The sequence below is a fragment of the Guptibacillus spartinae genome (assembly GCF_028610625.1).
Taxonomy (GTDB): domain Bacteria; phylum Bacillota; class Bacilli; order Bacillales; family Guptibacillaceae; genus Guptibacillus; species Guptibacillus spartinae.
In genome coordinates, this window is sequence record NZ_JAQQWU010000022.1 from 1 (window position 1) to 16,736 (window position 16,736).

The 16,736-nt window shown below is 40.3% G+C and carries 18 protein-coding genes, 2 tRNA genes and 1 rRNA gene; 17 read left to right on the top strand and 4 right to left on the bottom strand.

The genetic code is table 11. The features are described from left to right. Positions 1-179: 179 nt before the first annotated feature. The 9 genes from rrf to tsaD all read left to right on the top strand — a co-directional run bounded on the left by rrf (position 180) and on the right by tsaD (position 6,163). Positions 180-296, top strand: a 5S ribosomal RNA gene (rrf, locus tag PQ511_RS22265). A gap of 621 nt (positions 297-917) precedes the next feature. After that, positions 918-2,057 carry a trans-sulfuration enzyme family protein gene (locus PQ511_RS22270; RefSeq protein ID WP_273854117.1) on the top strand — a complete coding sequence of 380 codons (1,140 nt, stop codon included), beginning with the start codon at positions 918-920 and terminating at the stop codon, positions 2,055-2,057. A gap of 131 nt (positions 2,058-2,188) precedes the next feature. After that, a tRNA-Met gene (locus PQ511_RS22275) sits at positions 2,189-2,265 on the top strand. Between the two features lie 41 nt (positions 2,266-2,306). Continuing rightward, positions 2,307-2,382: transfer RNA gene (locus PQ511_RS22280), tRNA-Asp, on the top strand. Positions 2,383-2,555: 173 nt separating this feature from the next. Next, a complete protein-coding gene (gene thiL / locus PQ511_RS22285; RefSeq protein WP_420541749.1) occupies positions 2,556-3,533 on the top strand; it encodes a thiamine-phosphate kinase in 978 nt (325 codons plus the stop codon). 9 nt (positions 3,534-3,542) lie between these two features. Beyond that, complete coding sequence (gene tsaE / locus PQ511_RS22290) at positions 3,543-4,013, top strand: tRNA (adenosine(37)-N6)-threonylcarbamoyltransferase complex ATPase subunit type 1 TsaE (protein WP_273854119.1); 471 nt, start codon at positions 3,543-3,545, stop codon at positions 4,011-4,013. Continuing rightward, a complete protein-coding gene (tsaB, locus tag PQ511_RS22295) occupies positions 3,994-4,689 on the top strand; it encodes a tRNA (adenosine(37)-N6)-threonylcarbamoyltransferase complex dimerization subunit type 1 TsaB (RefSeq protein WP_273854120.1) in 696 nt (231 codons plus the stop codon). Before tsaE ends, tsaB begins: the two co-directional genes overlap by 20 nt. Positions 4,690-4,698: 9 nt before the next feature. Further along, positions 4,699-5,157: a ribosomal protein S18-alanine N-acetyltransferase gene (gene rimI / locus PQ511_RS22300; RefSeq protein WP_273854121.1), complete on the top strand. Its 459-nt coding sequence runs from the start codon at positions 4,699-4,701 to the stop codon at positions 5,155-5,157. Beyond that, positions 5,147-6,163, top strand: a complete 1,017-nt coding sequence (gene tsaD / locus PQ511_RS22305; RefSeq protein WP_273854122.1) for a tRNA (adenosine(37)-N6)-threonylcarbamoyltransferase complex transferase subunit TsaD — start codon at positions 5,147-5,149, stop codon at positions 6,161-6,163. Before rimI ends, tsaD begins: the two co-directional genes overlap by 11 nt. A gap of 323 nt (positions 6,164-6,486) precedes the next feature. On the opposite strand, the gene PQ511_RS22310 is transcribed toward tsaD, so the two are convergent. Then, complete coding sequence (locus PQ511_RS22310) at positions 6,487-8,409, bottom strand: ABC transporter ATP-binding protein (protein WP_273854123.1); 1,923 nt, start codon at positions 8,407-8,409, stop codon at positions 6,487-6,489. 261 nt (positions 8,410-8,670) lie between these two features. On the opposite strand from PQ511_RS22310, the gene moaC reads away from it, so the two are divergent. The 4 genes from moaC to tatC are packed head-to-tail and all read left to right on the top strand — an operon-like array spanning position 8,671 to position 10,822. Next, positions 8,671-9,153 carry a cyclic pyranopterin monophosphate synthase MoaC gene (gene moaC / locus PQ511_RS22315; protein WP_224599351.1) on the top strand — a complete coding sequence of 161 codons (483 nt, stop codon included), beginning with the start codon at positions 8,671-8,673 and terminating at the stop codon, positions 9,151-9,153. A gap of 45 nt (positions 9,154-9,198) precedes the next feature. Further along, on the top strand, positions 9,199-9,831 hold the full coding sequence (locus PQ511_RS22320) for a redox-sensing transcriptional repressor Rex (protein WP_224885415.1): 633 nt from the start codon (positions 9,199-9,201) through the stop codon (positions 9,829-9,831). Positions 9,832-9,851: 20 nt separating this feature from the next. Beyond that, positions 9,852-10,034 (top strand): twin-arginine translocase TatA/TatE family subunit, encoded by a 183-nt coding sequence (locus tag PQ511_RS22325; protein ID WP_194222482.1) that lies wholly within the window; start codon positions 9,852-9,854, stop codon positions 10,032-10,034. Between the two features lie 20 nt (positions 10,035-10,054). Then, complete coding sequence (gene tatC / locus PQ511_RS22330) at positions 10,055-10,822, top strand: twin-arginine translocase subunit TatC (protein ID WP_273854124.1); 768 nt, start codon at positions 10,055-10,057, stop codon at positions 10,820-10,822. Between the two features lie 27 nt (positions 10,823-10,849). On the opposite strand, the gene PQ511_RS22335 is transcribed toward tatC, so the two are convergent. Together PQ511_RS22335 and PQ511_RS22340 are read right to left on the bottom strand one after the other, a co-directional pair. Next, complete coding sequence (locus PQ511_RS22335; RefSeq protein WP_273854125.1) at positions 10,850-11,074, bottom strand: YdiK family protein; 225 nt, start codon at positions 11,072-11,074, stop codon at positions 10,850-10,852. Next, positions 11,071-11,781, bottom strand: coding sequence for a CPBP family intramembrane glutamic endopeptidase (locus PQ511_RS22340; protein ID WP_273854126.1), 711 nt, complete (start codon positions 11,779-11,781; stop codon positions 11,071-11,073). The genes PQ511_RS22335 and PQ511_RS22340 overlap by 4 nt, the downstream gene beginning before the upstream one ends. A gap of 335 nt (positions 11,782-12,116) precedes the next feature. Between PQ511_RS22340 and groES the strand changes: the two genes are divergently transcribed. Beyond that, entirely contained in the window at positions 12,117-12,404 is a 288-nt protein-coding gene (gene groES, locus PQ511_RS22345; protein ID WP_136948907.1) for a co-chaperone GroES, read from the top strand. 42 nt (positions 12,405-12,446) lie between these two features. Then, entirely contained in the window at positions 12,447-14,090 is a 1,644-nt protein-coding gene (gene groL / locus PQ511_RS22350; RefSeq protein ID WP_273854127.1) for a chaperonin GroEL, read from the top strand. Positions 14,091-14,228: 138 nt separating this feature from the next. Here the strand turns inward: groL and PQ511_RS22355 are convergent, their stop codons facing one another. After that, positions 14,229-14,789 carry a toll/interleukin-1 receptor domain-containing protein gene (locus PQ511_RS22355; RefSeq protein WP_273854128.1) on the bottom strand — a complete coding sequence of 187 codons (561 nt, stop codon included), beginning with the start codon at positions 14,787-14,789 and terminating at the stop codon, positions 14,229-14,231. A 138-nt stretch (positions 14,790-14,927) separates the two neighbouring features. On the opposite strand from PQ511_RS22355, the gene PQ511_RS22360 reads away from it, so the two are divergent. Both PQ511_RS22360 and PQ511_RS22365 read left to right on the top strand, forming a co-directional pair. After that, positions 14,928-16,283, top strand: coding sequence for a TRAFs-binding domain-containing protein (locus PQ511_RS22360; protein WP_273854129.1), 1,356 nt, complete (start codon positions 14,928-14,930; stop codon positions 16,281-16,283). A gap of 39 nt (positions 16,284-16,322) precedes the next feature. Then, entirely contained in the window at positions 16,323-16,736 is a 414-nt protein-coding gene (locus PQ511_RS22365; protein WP_273854130.1) for a DUF4231 domain-containing protein, read from the top strand.

The following is a 16,736-nucleotide window of genomic DNA, read 5'->3' on the forward strand; positions in this document are numbered from 1 at the left end:
CCTAAAACGAAAAGCGAAGTAAGCCGTTTAAATCCGACAAGCGTTGGAAGCTTTTGAATCAGACGCGCTTTTTGCGTCAGAATCAAAAGGTGAAAAGATCGAGGATTTGGCGTACGTAGCTGGACACATTATTGGAAAGTTGTGCGTGCTATCTAGTTTTCAGGGAACACCCTGATAAGTCTAGTGACGATGGCGAAGAGGTCACACCCGTTCCCATGCCGAACACGGAAGTTAAGCTCTTCAGCGCCGATGGTAGTTGGGGGATCTCCCCCTGCAAGAGTAGGACGTCGCTGGGCAATGAAGAAAAGCGAGAGACCAAACGGTTTCTCGCTTTTTTTGTATTCAAAAAGGGTGGAAAACTCGTAAGAGTAAAAAGCTACGTAGGGGTGGGAGAAGCAAGAAATTCGAGGAAGCAAGTGATGCCAGACCGGAGTGGATATTCAGGAGATCCATGAGGATCTGGCATCGCGCAGCTGACGAAGAAGTTCGCCGCTTATCGCGCCCCGTATGAGAACACGGAAGTTAAGCTCTAGCGCCGATGGTAGTTGGGGGATCTCCCCCTGCAAGAGTAGGACGTCGCTGGGCAACTGACGAAAGGCGAGAGACCAAATGGTTTCTCGCTTTTTTTATGTGGTTTTACGGATGTGGTTTTGACAAGCTGAAAGCCCTCATGTCCTACGTTCGCGGAATTAATCTCAAATTCGCGGAATTAATAAGGATAATCGCGGAATAAATCCGTTTTTCGCGGAAATATCTCAAATATCGCGAAAAAAACTTATCAATAAACTTTGAACCTCTTCCTAGCAAGTGCCTGCACCTCAATAAATTGAAAATTTCGAACCGAATCTATTGAAATTCTCTTATAGAAGACGTACAGTTAATGAAAAAGAATTTTTCTTAGGGAAAGGGGATAATAAATGGATTTTCATTTTGATACAAAAGCTGTACGTTTTCCACGAAAGTTAAAAGCAGATACTGTAAGTAAAGTCCAGCCGATATATCAAACCTCTGCATTTGTATTTGAAGATCTCGATGATCTTGAATCATTTTATGAAGGCAAGAAAGACTATTTATACACTCGTGTTAGCAATCCGAATACAGATGACCTTGGAATGGGGGTAGCGGATCTTGAGGGAGCTCCTAAGGGCATTGCGACATCATCAGGCTTATCTGCTATTCTTGCAGGCGTTCTTGCTGTTGTGAAGGCTGGCGATCACATCGTCGCATGTGAAGATCTTTACGGAGGCACATTTTCTCTTTTTAATGGTGAACTTCCCGACTTCGGAATTGAAGTCTCTTTTGTCGATTTTACAGACAGAGAAAAAATTGAGAATGCGATACGCCCAAATACAAAATTACTGTATACCGAATCCGTAACTAACCCTTTATTAAGGGTCGAGGATTTAACCCTTCTTAAAACTCTTGGACAGAAACATAAGCTAGTTACGATGGTAGATAATACGTTTGCTACACCATATCTTCTACAGCCGTACCAATTGGGTATTGATCTTGTTGTACATAGCGCCACAAAATATATTGGTGGACATAGTGATGTGACAGCTGGCGTATTAGTAGGTAGAGAAGATCTGATGGCAAAAGCAAAGGCAAAAGTGATTAACCTTGGAGCTAACCTTAGTCCATTTGAAGCTTGGCTTGGATGCCGAGGGTTAAAAACGATGAGCGTACGAATGGAACGGCATGTAAAAAATGCAGCCATTCTTGCAAGTGAACTAAAAGCTGTTGAAGGAATTAAGAATGTCTATTATCCTGAATATGTAGCTGAAAGAGGATCAGGAGCGATGGTTTCTATTGAGTTAGATGAGGAAACCGATGTCACAACATTTTTCAAGTCGCTTGGATGGGTCAAGATTATACCGACTTTGGCTGGTCTAGATACAACTGTTTCATATCCCATTGCCACTTCCCACCGTACAGTACCAGAAGATACGAGACAGAAGCTTGGGATTAATAAGCAGCTCGTTCGTATTTCTGTAGGTATTGAAAATGAAAATGATATTGTAGATGCTTTTAAAAATGCTGTGGAGAAATCCCTGTAACAGGGTATTTCTTCTTTTGTTTCTAAGGCTTGCATTCATTACACATATCTGGTATAGTATTACTTGTGTCCATATCATATACAAATATGTGTCGTGGGCAGCATAGTGTAGCATGATGACATTCATATTATCGCGGGGTGGAGCAGTTCGGTAGCTCGTTGGGCTCATAACCCAAAGGTCGCAGGTTCAAATCCTGCCCCCGCAACCAATTTATTCCTTACGCAAGTGAGCAAGATAAACTTATTACCTGGTCTCGTGGTGTAGCGGTTAACATGCCTGCCTGTCACGCAGGAGATCGCGGGTTCGATTCCCGTCGAGACCGCCATTTTTCAAGAGCGATTGGATCGCTTTTTTTTTATACTCAAATTTGCAACTAAAACTGAAATTTTTTTAAACAAACATGTGAATTTATCGTTAAGTAAGATAAACTGATAGAAAAAGCACCTTAGGATGAAATTCCTAAGGTTTTTTTATAAAATAGAAAGAGAGATGAGTTTGGTGAAAGATGAATTTGCATTTATTCAATCCATTACGCCAGCTTATACATTTCGAGAAGAGTTGATTCATGGCATTGGAGACGATGCCGCTCTGTATCATATTGATTCAGATTGGGATGAAATCGCCTGTGCGGATACAATGGTAGAAGGAATCCATTTTAAAAAGAGTACGTTATCCCCTTTTCAAATCGGTCGCAAAGCTCTTGCAGTGAATATAAGTGATATTGCCGCTATGGGTGGTATTCCGATGTTTTATCTTGTGTCTATTTCCGTTCCTCAAACAGGCTGGTCCTCTAAACAGCTCAAAGAAATATACAAAGGGATTAAAGAGATCGGTGACTCCTATGAGATGGACATGATCGGTGGCGATACGGTATCGACTAGAGGAGATCTCCATATTGCGATTACGGTTATTGGTAAAATTGAAAAAGGACGAAAACTTTTAAGGAGTCATGCGAAGGCAGGAGACGTTGTTTTCCTTACTGGACCTGTAGGCGGTTCAGCTGCTGGACTTTCCTCCTTGCTTAAGGGTGAGGGCAGTGATGGAGCTTATGTACGGTACCATCAGGAGCCGAATCCATGCATCAAGCAGGGGCGTATTCTCGCGAAGAGTGGCTACCGAATTTCATTAAACGATGTGAGTGATGGAATCGCAAGTGAGTCCCACGAAATTGCAGAGGCAAGTGGCGTTTCGATCGTTCTTGATCAAGATGAGATCCCGGCGCCTGAAGGCTTTGAGGCTTATTCTTCTTTCCAACGGTTAGAATGGATGTTAAATGGCGGAGAAGATTATGAACTGATCGGTACGGTTGCGAAAGAAGACTGGGAAAGTGTGAAAGAATTGTTTCAAGAGCACCAGGAATCGATCTATCAGATCGGCTATGTAGAGGACAAAGGAACAAGTGTCTGGATGAGTTACAAAGATCAAAAATTCAAACTGGACAAGAAGGGGTACAATCACTTCTCGTCTAAAGAATAGGTGATGAACATGAGTGGATATGCTTTCATCATGAAATCTCCAGAGGAAACGATGGCATTTGGCAGTAAGCTTGCTGAGAAGCTGAAGCCGGGCTGTGTGTTAACGCTTGAAGGAGATCTAGGTGCTGGCAAGACAACTTTTACAAAGGGAATCGGAAAAGGGTTAGGAGTTACTAAAATAGTAAACAGTCCGACCTTTACGATTATTAAAGAATATGAAGGAACCATACCTCTTTTTCATATGGACGCGTACCGTCTTGAAGAGAGTGATGAAGACCTTGGTTTTAGTGAATACTTTGAGGGAGATGGGGTGACCGTCGTCGAATGGGCAAAATTCATTCAGGATATGCTCCCTAAAGAACTCCTCAGAATTGAAATTTATCATCAAAGAGAATCAGAACGTCGACTTATTTTAAGACCATTTGGCGCTTTTTATGAGTCCATATGTAAGGAGCTACAACATGAAAGTACTAGCCATTGATTCTTCGAACTACTGTATGGGCGTTTCCATTATGGTAGAAGGCACGATTGCCGGAGAACTGATTACAAATATAAAGAAAAATCATTCGGTGCGCTTAATGCCAGCTATTGAACAACTCTTGGAAGAGGTTCAGGTTAAGCCAGCTGATCTTGATCGCATCGTAGTCGCAAAAGGGCCAGGCTCTTATACGGGGCTTCGGATCGGAATTAGCATTGCTAAGACATTAGCATGGACGTTAGCGATCCCTCTTGTAGGTGTTTCTAGTTTAGAAGTACTGGCGCAAAATGGCCGTTATTTTTCTGGAGCCATCGTTCCATTTTTTGATGCAAGACGAGGACAGGTGTATATGAGTGTCTATCAAACAAATGGAACAGAGATTGAAAGAGAAACGGAAGATCAGATCGTATTATTTGAAGACTGGTTACATGAAAATAAGGCCCGATATGAACGTTTCCTATTTATCAGTGGGGATTTAGATATGCACAAAGAGAAGATTGCATCCATTTTAGGGGACAAAGCGGTGTTCGCACCAACGAGTAGTTTGAATGCGAGACCTGCTGATCTTGCCAGGTTGGGAGCAGGTTATGAACCGGTGGAAGATGTCCATCATTTTACACCAAACTATGTAAGAATGGCTGAAGCTGAAGCGAAGTGGTTAGCTTCACAGAAAAAGTAGGGGATAGGAATGAATGATACGGTATCGTTTCGATCGATGACTATTGAAGATATTGAGGCTGTGATGCGGATCGAGCACGCCACTTTTCCGACGCCATGGAGCAGGTCTGCTTTCTATAATGAAATCGTCATAAATCATTTCGCTACTTATCTTTTGCTTGAAGTGGGAGAAGAAATAGCTGGCTATTGTGGGGTGTGGGTCATTATTGATGAGGCACACATTACAAATATTGCGCTTCATCCAGATTATCGAGGAATGAAGCTAGGGGAAGCGCTCTTAAAGAAGGCGATCCATTTTGTGAAATCACGAGGAGCAGTGAAAATGACGCTTGAAGTTCGCGTGTCTAATCTTGTAGCACAGAATCTATATCGCAAATTTGGTTTTGAAGAAGGCGGCATTCGCAAAAATTATTACACAGATAATCAAGAGGATGCGCTAGTAATGTGGGTGAATTTAAATGGAAACTAAACATGAACTTATTTTAGGAATTGAAACAAGCTGTGATGAAACAGCTGTTGCCATCGTAAAGGATGGGAAAGAAGTATTAGCGAACGTTGTTGCTTCTCAGATTGAAAGTCATAAGCGTTTCGGAGGAGTGGTCCCTGAAATTGCTTCAAGGCACCATGTGGAGCAGATGACGCTGATCTTACAAGAAGCATTAGACGAAGCAAACGTTACAATGGATGAGATTGATGGCATTGCGGTGACGGAAGGACCTGGTCTCGTTGGAGCTCTCTTAATTGGTGTGAATACGGCTAAAGCTCTTGCGTTCGCTCATCAGAAACCGCTAATTGGCACGCACCATATTGCAGGTCACATTTATGCCAATCAGCTTGTAACAGAGTTAACTTATCCGTTACTTGCGCTAGTCGTGTCAGGAGGGCACACAGAGCTTGTTTATATGCCTTCTGAAGGTGAGTTTGAAGTAATTGGAGAAACACGCGATGACGCAGCTGGAGAGGCTTATGATAAAGTAGCAAGAACGCTACAGCTTCCTTATCCCGGCGGCCCGCATATTGATCGACTGGCAGCAGAGGGGGAGGAATCCGTCCCGCTTCCACGTGCATGGCTTGAGAAAGGGTCATATGATTTCAGCTTTAGTGGTTTGAAGTCAGCCGTGATCAATACTGTGCATAATGCGAAACAACGGAATGAAGAAATAAAGCCGGAGGATCTTGCGGCAAGTTTTCAAGCTTCCGTAGTGGAGGTCCTCGTCACAAAGACGGTGCGAGCGGCAGAAGAGTATGGTGTAAAGCAAGTTCTTCTAGCTGGTGGTGTAGCAGCAAACAAAGGGTTAAGAAGTTCTTTAACAGAAGCTTTTCAAGATAGCGGCACAGACCTAGTGATTCCACCATTATACTATTGTACAGATAATGCTGCGATGATTGCGGCAGCTGGAACAATTGCTTATCGTAAAGGAAAACGCTCTAGCCTTCAACTTAACGCGAATCCGGGATTAGAACTGGGAATCTAATCCCGGTTTTTTTGTTTTTTTACAGCAAACGTTTTCTTGCATGCAGATGATCTTGAATGATCTTGAATAGAAGCTGTTAATAAGAACGGTTATCCACAATGCGATCGATAATGTGGATATAGAGAGAGAAACCTTACCTCTTAGCCTTTTTCTAAAATGCACGAAAATTGTGGATAACTAGTTGAGGTCTTGTTGATAATGTTAATAATTTTTAAGAAATAAGGTATAACGGCAATTATGTTGTGTATAAGTGTGTGGATAGTGTGAATATGTCGGAAAATTCTTTTATAATAAAAAAACAGTCCACAGTGGACTGTTTTTTATTAGGCTTCCTGTAATTGCTCCCATTCCTCCATCAGTGTTTCTGTTTGAAGTCGCAAAAGATCCATTTCTTCATTTAATTGCATGACTTTTTCATGATCTTCAAAAATGTCAGGGATACAGAGTTCTTCTTCGATTGCTGCGATTCGCATTTCTGCATCATCTACTTCTTTTTCAATTTCTTCAATTCGACGAAGCATTTGACGTTCCTGGCGTTTTGCTTCTTTATCTTGCTTAAAGCTAGATTTACCAGATGCAACAGGTTGAGCCACTTCATTGTTCTGCTGTTCCAGTGCAGCTAGTTCAGCTAGTTCCTGCTTTTTTTCAACATAATAATCATAGTCCCCTAGATAAGGTGTCACACCATCTGTGGAAAGCTCGATCACACGCGTTGCGATTCTATTTATAAAATAGCGATCATGAGAGACAAACAGAATTGTACCAGGGAATTGAATAAGTGCTTCTTCCAATATTTCTTTGCTATCAAGGTCAAGGTGGTTTGTTGGCTCATCCAGAATGAGTAGGTTTGATTTTTGCATCATTAATTTGGAAAGCGCAAGCCGTCCTTTTTCGCCACCGCTTAAATCTGAAACGTTCTTTAATACATCATCTCCGGTAAATAAGAAACGACCTAGTACAGCGCGAATATCTTTCTCATCGGTAAGTGGGAAGTCATCCCATAATTCTTTTAAAACGGTTTTATTTGAATGCAGGTTCGTTTGTTCCTGATCGTAGAAACCAATCTGTACATTGCTTCCATAGTGAATATCGCCATCAAGTCGTGTCTCACCTGATACGATTGCTTTTAACAATGTTGATTTCCCTATTCCGTTCGGACCAACAAGTGCGACACTTTCCTGTCGCTTGAGATCAAAGGTTAAATGATCGTTGATGACATTATTAGGATACCCAATCGATAGTTCTCTCAGGGTTAAAACGTCATTGCCTGTCTGCTTATCAATTCCAAATGAAATATTTGCCGACTTTTCGTCACCTTTAGGTTTATCAAGACGTTCCATGCGCTCAAGTTGTTTGCGCCTACTTTGCGCTCGCTTCGTAGTTGAGGCTCGCACAAGGTTTTTTGCAACAAAGTCTTCTAGTTTCGCAATTTCTTTTTGCTGTTTCTCAAATTCTTTGAGCTGCTGCTCATATCGCTGTTCTTTTTCATCAAGGTAGTAACTGTAATTGCCTTCAAAGCGTTCCGCCCGGTGTCTCGAAATCTCATATACTTTTGTTACAATTTTATCGAGGAAATATCTATCGTGCGAAACGATTAATAAGGCGCCAGAATAGTTTTGAAGATAGCCTTCAAGCCATGTGAGTGTTTCAATATCTAGATGGTTTGTTGGTTCATCTAGAATAAGTAGTTCAGGTTTAGTGAGCAAAAGCTTTCCTAGAGCAAGGCGTGTCTTTTGTCCCCCGCTAAGGGTTGAAATTTTTGTACTGTAATCAAAGTCTTTAAAGTTCAGACCATGTAATACTGTGCGGATGTCTGCTTCGTATTTATAACCACCTTGATCTTTAAAGGCAACTTGAAGCTCATCATATTCTTTTAGGATACGTTCGTATTCAACCTGATTCTCGTAAACTTTGGGGTTACCCATTTTTTCTTCGTATTGTCTTAGTTCAGACTCCATCTTTTGAAATCGCTCAAAGACGGTTAGCATTTCATCCCAGATCGATAGTCCTGACTCAAGGCCTGTATCTTGTGCCATATAGCCAACTGCAACATCTTTTGGTTTAATAATATCTCCTGAATCATATGATAGCTGCCCGGTAATCATCTTCAATAGAGTGGATTTACCAGCGCCGTTCCGCCCAACAAGCGCCACGCGGTCTCGTGATTGTACTTCTAATTTAATATTCGATAAAATGGTATCAGCACCAAATGATTTCGTGAGTCCATTCACTTGCAATACGATCATGTTCGTTCACCTCTATTTCCTTCCTTATGACTGTAAAAACGGACAGTAAGGATAAGCTAATCTTTGTTTATAACCGATTATTCGGCATGATCCGACGTTCCTTTAAGTTTACCTTAGAGGGGACAGGTGGAGCAACTAAACGAATGTTCATGATTTAACAAAAAAAGTCATCAAAAAAACAGCAAAATCGCAAAAAATGGTGTATAGTCACAAGTAGCAGCACTAACCTTCTATCATCTCAGTATGAGGAAAGGGGCAAACATGAGTTCATTTACTCACTTTAATGAAGAAGGCCGAGCAAGAATGGTCGATATTACGGATAAAACTCCCTCGGTTCGAACGGCTACTGCCCGCACGAGCGTTCAGGTGAGTGAACAAATTTATTCAGGTATACAGTCTGGAACGATGAAGAAAGGCGATGTTCTTCAAGTCGCTCAAATTGCTGGGATTATGGCAGCAAAAAAAACATCAGATCTCATCCCCATGTGTCATCCGATAGCGCTTTCTGGCGTTGACCTTCATTTTGACTGGCAGGAGAAGTCGTCATCTTATGAGCTGATTATTGAGGCTCATGTGAAAACGAGCGGAAGTACTGGCGTTGAAATGGAAGCGCTGACGGCAGCATCAGCTGCAGCATTGACCGTATACGATATGTGCAAAGCAGTGGATAAAGGCATCGTTATCGGGGAAACCTATCTTGTTACTAAAACAGGTGGTAAAAGCGGGGACTATGCGCGCAAGTAAGGTGACGATGGAGCGCGGAGATCAATATGGAGGTAGTTTATGGATATTGATCAAACAAAAATTCCGCAGGCGACAGCAAAAAGACTGCCGCTCTATTATCGATATTTAAAGAATTTAAGCGCATCAGGAAAGCAGCGAGTCTCATCAGCAGAGCTAAGTGACGCTATTAAAGTAGATTCTGCCACAATTAGAAGAGACTTTAGCTATTTTGGCGCTCTTGGTAAAAAAGGCTATGGGTACAACGTTCATTATTTGTTATCCTTTTTTAGTAAGACCCTTGATCAGGATGAAACGACAAAAGTTGCCCTGATTGGCGTAGGGAACCTTGGAACTGCTTTTCTGCACTACAATTTTATAAAAAATAATAACACTAAGATTGAGCTTGCTTTTGATGCCGATTCTGAAAAAGTAGGACAGGAGATTGGCGGAGTACCCGTTTATCACATTGATGAATTCAAAAAGAGATTGAAAGAGAATGACGTTTCTGTCGTGATCTTAACAGTCCCTGTTCATGTCGCCCAGTCCATTGCTGATCAAATGGATGAGACAGGCATCAAAGGAATATTGAATTTTACCCCAGCTCGATTAACTGTTCCAGATCATATTCGCGTTCATCATATTGATTTGGCCGTTGAATTACAAGCACTCGTTTATTTCATGAAACATTATCCAGTATAAATGATAAGGAGGTGACACGCATGGGAATGGGTGGCGCAAGTATCGCATTAGTTGCCGTGGTTGCTTTAATTATATTCGGACCGAAGAAATTACCTGAGCTAGGTAAAGCAGCAGGTAATACGCTTCGTGAATTTAAAAATGCAACAAAAGGTTTAGCGGATGACGACGATGAACCAAACGAAAAGAAAAATAACGACAAGTAATCGGTTAGGACGGATAGTGAATGGAGGATCAGAAGCAATCCATCTATGATCATTTAGAGGAATTAAGAAAACGAATTATCATTACAGTCGTTTTCTTAATTCTTTCCTTTATTGCGGGGCTGTTTCTGGCTAAGCCAGTCATCGTATTTTTGCAACATGCTCCTGAAGCGCAGGGTATACCGATGAATGCGTTTCATCTTACTGACCCATTGAAAGTGTATTTTAGCTTCGCCTTTTTAATTGCTTTTATACTGACATCACCCCTAGCACTTTATCAGCTATGGGCGTTTATCTCACCTGGTTTGTTTGAACATGAACGGAAAGTAACCTTATCGTATATTCCTGCGGTTTTTCTATTATTTCTTGGGGGGATATCCTTCTCCTATTTTGTTCTCTTTCCATTTGTAATTGACTTTGTAGGAAATCTTGCTCAAAGTCTTAACATCCAAGAAATGTATGGAGCCAATCAATATTTTAGTTTTCTGTTTCAATTAACCCTGCCGTTTGGGTTTGTCTTTCAGTTGCCGGTAATCGTTCTTTTCTTTACAAGACTTGGGATGTTGAATCCAGCAATGCTTGTGCAAATTCGCAAGTATGCGTACTTTGTTCTTCTTGTGATTGCAGGTATGATTACACCACCTGAAATCATTTCCCATCTTATGGTTACTGTACCGCTCCTGCTTCTTTATGAATTTAGTATTATCGTGTCGCGATACGGGTATCGAAAAAGGTTGCAGGCAGAAGCGAAACGGATTCTTGAGGAAGCTCAGGAAGAAGGAAATCAATAGCTGCAAAACAAAAAGCGGTAGGAATCCCTACCGCTTTTTGTTATCATCTTTTTTCTTAAGTTTTGAAATTCGTTTTCTAAGGACGAAGAAGCGGATAGCATAAACGAAATCCACGGTGGCAAGAACCATCAAAAAAATCGTATAAAAGTTCCACAGCTCGCCGTTACTACTCGCACTTTGAATCGCCAGATAGGTGAAAAGCGAGCCGAGTCCTAAATAGAAAAAACCCATAACAATTGGTGAGAGTTTCATGAAAAGAGTCCTCCAATAAACGATTGCGCCTGATTAAGCTGTTTTTCCATCTCCATAATATCATCAGCAAAATAGACGTTAATTAACACAACAAACGTATTCATCGTCATGTGTGCAATAATCGGTACGATCAGACGCTTTGTTTTCACATATAGAAAGGCAAAGGTTAGACCCATTGCTGTATAAATGAGAAGATGAGAAAAGTCAAAGTGAATCGCAGCGAATATAACAGAGCTAAGAATGCCGGCAATCCAGAAGTTAAATCGTTTGTATAATGATCCGAAAATAACTTTTCGGAAAACGATTTCTTCAAGTATGGGTCCAATAATGGACGTCACGATAATAAAGATAGGAGAAGCCTTTGCTACTTCTATCAGCATTTCGGTATTCTCAGAACCTGGATCAATCCCTAATACATTCATTTCAATCATGGCCGCCACAATTTGAGAAGCATAAGCCATAAAAACACCGAGAATACTCCAGCCTACTGCCTGACCACCTGAAACGCGAGTAGAGCGTTCAAACGGGACGTCGGGAGTGGAGCGGAGAAGGAATAGCATAATCACCAAGGCAGTAAGAAAACTGAAAACTGACCAGATTACAACGGGATCAGCTATGTTAAGTTTTTGAAGTAATGGAACACCTAAAAGTCCTGAAAGCTGCATGACAATATAGGTAATCAATATAGTCCAATAGTGTTTAGCCAAGAAGCATAACTCCTTTAAATGGTTTCCATGCCTTAAAGGCACTTTGCATACTCGTATTAGTTTAACACACTTTGAAAAGGGAATGCCGTTCATAAGACTTCCTAAACTGTTTAAAGCGTTTCATCGAATATACTCGAAAAACAGGTCAGAAGTCTTATCTTTTCATGTCAGATCTTGGCGAGTAGGGAAGAAAAGAAAAAACTGAAAAAAAAATCAACTTTACTACTTGCAAATAGATAGTGAATTATTTATTATATACATGTGTTAGCACTCGACGATGGTGAGTGCTAAAAAACGAATCAAACCATAATTTCCATCTGAGGAGGGTGTTTGAGTTGTTAAAGCCTTTAGGTGATCGTGTTGTCATCGAACCAATTCAATTAGAAGAAAAAACGTCTAGTGGGATCGTGCTTCCGGATTCTGCGAAAGAAAAGCCACAAGAAGGTCGCGTCGTATCTGTAGGTAGCGGTGCACTTACTGATGGTGGAGAGCGTGTCGCTCTTGAAGTATCAGAAGGCGATGCTGTCATTTACAGCAAATACGCTGGTACTGAAGTAAAGTATGACGGTAAAGAGTATCTAATCCTTCGTGAGAACGACATTCTTGCAGTTGTAAGTAAGTAATTACAAAAATAAAAGCACTACATACATTTAGGAGGGTAACAAATGGCAAAAGATATTAAGTTCAGTGAAGAAGCCCGTCGCGCAATGCTTCGCGGTGTTGATTCTCTTGCGAACGCAGTTAAAGTTACACTCGGACCAAAAGGACGTAACGTTGTCCTCGAGAAGAAATTCGGATCTCCACTAATCACAAATGATGGTGTGACGATCGCAAAAGAAATCGAGCTTGAAGATGCATTCGAAAATATGGGTGCGAAGCTTGTAGCAGAAGTAGCAAGCAAAACGAACGATGTTGCTGGTGACGGTACAACTACTGCAACTGTTCTTGCGCAAGCTATGGTACGCGAAGGTCTTAAAAACGTAGCATCTGGTGCGAACCCAATGGTTATCCGTAAAGGAATTGAGAAAGCAACTAGAGCTGCTGTTGAAGAGCTTAAAAACATTTCTAAGCCAATCGAAGGCAAAGAGTCAATCGCACAGGTTGCGTCAATCTCTGCTGCTGACGAAGAAGTAGGTCAATTGATCGCTGAAGCAATGGAGCGCGTTGGTAACGACGGCGTTATCACTGTTGAAGAATCAAAAGGATTTGCTACAGAGCTTGAAGTAGTAGAAGGTATGCAGTTCGATCGCGGATATGCATCTCCTTACATGGTGACAGATTCCGACAAAATGGAAGCTGTTCTAGAAGATCCATATATCCTGATTACGGATAAGAAGATCGCGAGCATTCAAGATGTCCTACCTGTACTTGAGCAAGTGGTTCAACAAGGTAAGCCACTTCTTATGATTGCTGAAGACGTAGAAGGTGAAGCACTTGCAACACTAGTTGTGAACAAACTTCGCGGAACGTTTAACGCAGTAGCTGTTAAAGCTCCTGGCTTCGGTGACCGTCGTAAAGCAATGCTTGAAGATATCGGTACCCTAACTGGTGCTGAAGTGATCACGGAAGATCTTGGTCTTGATTTGAAACAAGCGAACATCACTCAGCTTGGTCGCGCTTCTAAAGTTGTTGTAACGAAAGAAAACACAACAATCGTAGAAGGTTCTGGCGAAACAGACAAGATTGCAGGTCGCGTAAACCAAATCAAAGCTCAGCTAGAAGAAACAACTTCTGAGTTCGATAAAGAAAAGCTTCAGGAACGTCTTGCTAAACTTGCTGGCGGTGTAGCTGTCATTAAAGTTGGTGCGGCAACTGAAACTGAATTGAAAGAGCGTAAACTTCGCATTGAAGATGCTCTTAACTCAACTCGCGCAGCGGTTGAAGAAGGAATCGTATCCGGTGGTGGTACAGCACTAGTGAACGTCGTTAAGGCTGTTCAAGCTGTTGAAGCTACTGGTGACGAAGCTACAGGCGTTAAGATTGTTCTTCGTGCTCTTGAAGAGCCAATCCGTCAGATCTCTCACAACGCTGGTCTTGAAGGATCTGTTGTGGTTGAACGCCTTAAAGGCGAGAAAATCGGTATTGGCTTCAACGCCCTTACTGGTGAATGGGTAAACATGGTTGACGCTGGTATCGTTGACCCAACTAAAGTAACTCGTTCTGCTCTACAAAATGCAGCATCTGTATCGGCAATGCTTCTTACAACAGAAGCAGTTATCGCTGATAAGCCTGAGGAAAATGCAGGCGGCGGTGGCATGCCTGATATGGGCGGCATGGGTGGAATGGGCGGTATGGGCGGCATGATGTAAAAACACCTTTAGATACCTTTCACAAAAGTCTCTTAAGGTGGAAAAACCCATTTATTGTCCGAGAAAACATCCGATATTAACAAAGGCCAGTACTACTCATAGTACTGGCCTTTGTTGTCTGTTTACTAAAAGACAACATCACTTTTCTTTTAATATATTTCCTAGTAAATTCTTTTCATCTGAATACATTTCGTTTTCTTGGGTATGAGATGAGTATTTATTATATAACTCGGGATAGTCGCTAAGTACTTCTTGTAAGTACCTGTGAAAATCATATTTCCCATAGATTATTCTGGCTACTCTTAGGTAAGATGGTATATCCTGATCATTAAAATCTTTCAATAATATCGTTGCCACATTTGTCTTGCTTTTTTTACATTTACTATAGCCAATTTCATATGGAACCCACCAAGAATCTCTTGTCTTTTCTGAGATGATTGATAAGAGGTGTGTGGATTTGGACAAACCCTTTTCAAGGCATGAAGTGATTAATTCATGATTATCATCATTCGCAGCTACTTGCAGTTTGTCATCAAAAACGTCTAGATAGATATCTATGTTATTCTCCATTATGTACTCTCCTATGTTTAACGCTTCAGCTCGATTTTCTCTTTTATAAGATATAAAAATGCATTTTTTTATATCTTTATATTTTTCAAAAAAAGACAAATTTGATTTAGCTAGATTTATACCAGTCATTATAGGTCTCCTTTGCATAATATTTAATTTTACCATATTTTTCTTTTTGTGAAGGACTATTGTAGTTTGGTATCGAAAAGAAATATGGTACAGAGTATCTTTTTTTTGAATTAATTTCATGGATTGAGAGGTGTTAAATTGGATCCTTTATTATTTGTAGCAATGCCATTTGGAAAGAAAAAAGACAATAAACGGGCTATAGAAATTGACTTTGACCAAATATACGAAGAAGTAATAAAGCCGGTTGCAGAAAGTGAAAATGTAAATATTATTAGGGCTGATGAAGAAAGAATGGGTGGCATTATACATCTACCTATGTTTGAAAGGCTTTTGCTTGCAGAGATTGTCATAGCAGATTTAACAATTCCTAACCCAAATGTATTTTATGAATTAGGAGTTAGGCACTGTGCCAAGCCTCGCTCTACAATATTAATCTTCTCTGATGATACACAATTACCATTTGATCTAATCCCAATAAGAGGCCTACCGTATCATCTAAAAGAGGGAAGATTAGATGAAGATAAAAAGGAGGACTTTGTTAAGAAATTAAAGGATTTAATTAAAGATGCAAAAGAAGACTTAGAAGCAAAAGATAGCCCACTATTTCAATTAATAGCTGAATTCCCTGGGATAGACTTACCTCATGATGTAACTGAGAGTTTTAGAGATAGAGTTGAAAAAATAGGTGATTTGCAACACGAAATGAAATTGATAAGATCTTATGAAAACAAGAAAAAAGCAATCACTGAACTTTTTGAAATTGAGGAGTCGCTTGGTGAGATTAATAGTGCCCCTTTAGAAGTGGTAATAGATTTGTTGCTTTCTTACCGTGATGTTAATGCCTATACAAAAATGATCGAGCTTTATAGAAAAATCCCGCGTGAAGTTAAAAATTCTTCTTCTACTTTAAGGGAACAATATGCATTTGCACTTAACAGAAGGAATTCGGAAGGCGATAGACAGGAAGCTATCCATATTATCGAAGGGGTAATGAAACAGTTTGGACCTTCTCCAGAGTCATGTGGAATATTAGGGAGAATCTATAAGGATAGGTACGAAGAAAATAAGGAATCAAATCGTGAAGTTGCTAAAGCCTATTTAACCAAAGCCATAGAAGTCTATTACGAAGGATTCAAAGCTGATCCAAGAGACTTTTATCCTGGTATAAACGCAGTAACGTTGGCTTACTTAAATGATGATCACGAGAAAGTGAAGGAATTAATTTCTGCAGTTGCGTTTGCTGTTACTAGAAGGGGAGGATTGAACTCCAATAATTATTGGGAAGTAGCGACAGTTTTAGAATTAGCAGTTTTAAATAAGGATTGGGAATTCGCCAACAGAGCACTTCAAAAAAGTATAATTTTGGAGGCCCCCAGCTGGTCTTACGAAACAACCTTTAGGAACCTAGATAAGATAAGGGGCAAAAAGAAAGAGTTAGGAGATGATTTAAAAGAAGTAGAACACATCTTAGAAACATTAAAGTCTTTATTTTGATTGGAATCTTATAGATTTAAAAAGTGGTGAAAGTAAGTTATGAGTGAAGAAGAATATCTGGAGCAAAGGTTGGAAAACCAAATAAAATGGTATGACAATAACAGTATTAATTACCAACGTAAGTATAGAACCCTAAAAATGATAGAGATACTATTTGCAACTTCTATTCCTGTTGTAGCTAGTACTATACCAAACGCAACTGTTATTTCTATACTTGGGGGAGGGATTGCTTTTATTGAAGGTTGGTTAAATTTATCAAAATATCACGAAAATTGGATTGAGTACCGGAGTATTTGTGAAATCCTAAAACAAGAAAAATATATGTTTTTAACTCATTCTGGTGTGTATTCTTCAAAGAAATCATTTACATATCTTGTTGAAAGAGTTGAAAGCATTATTTCTAAAGAGAATGTTAATTGGGCTAATTTAAATTCGGATAATAAAGGAGATTGA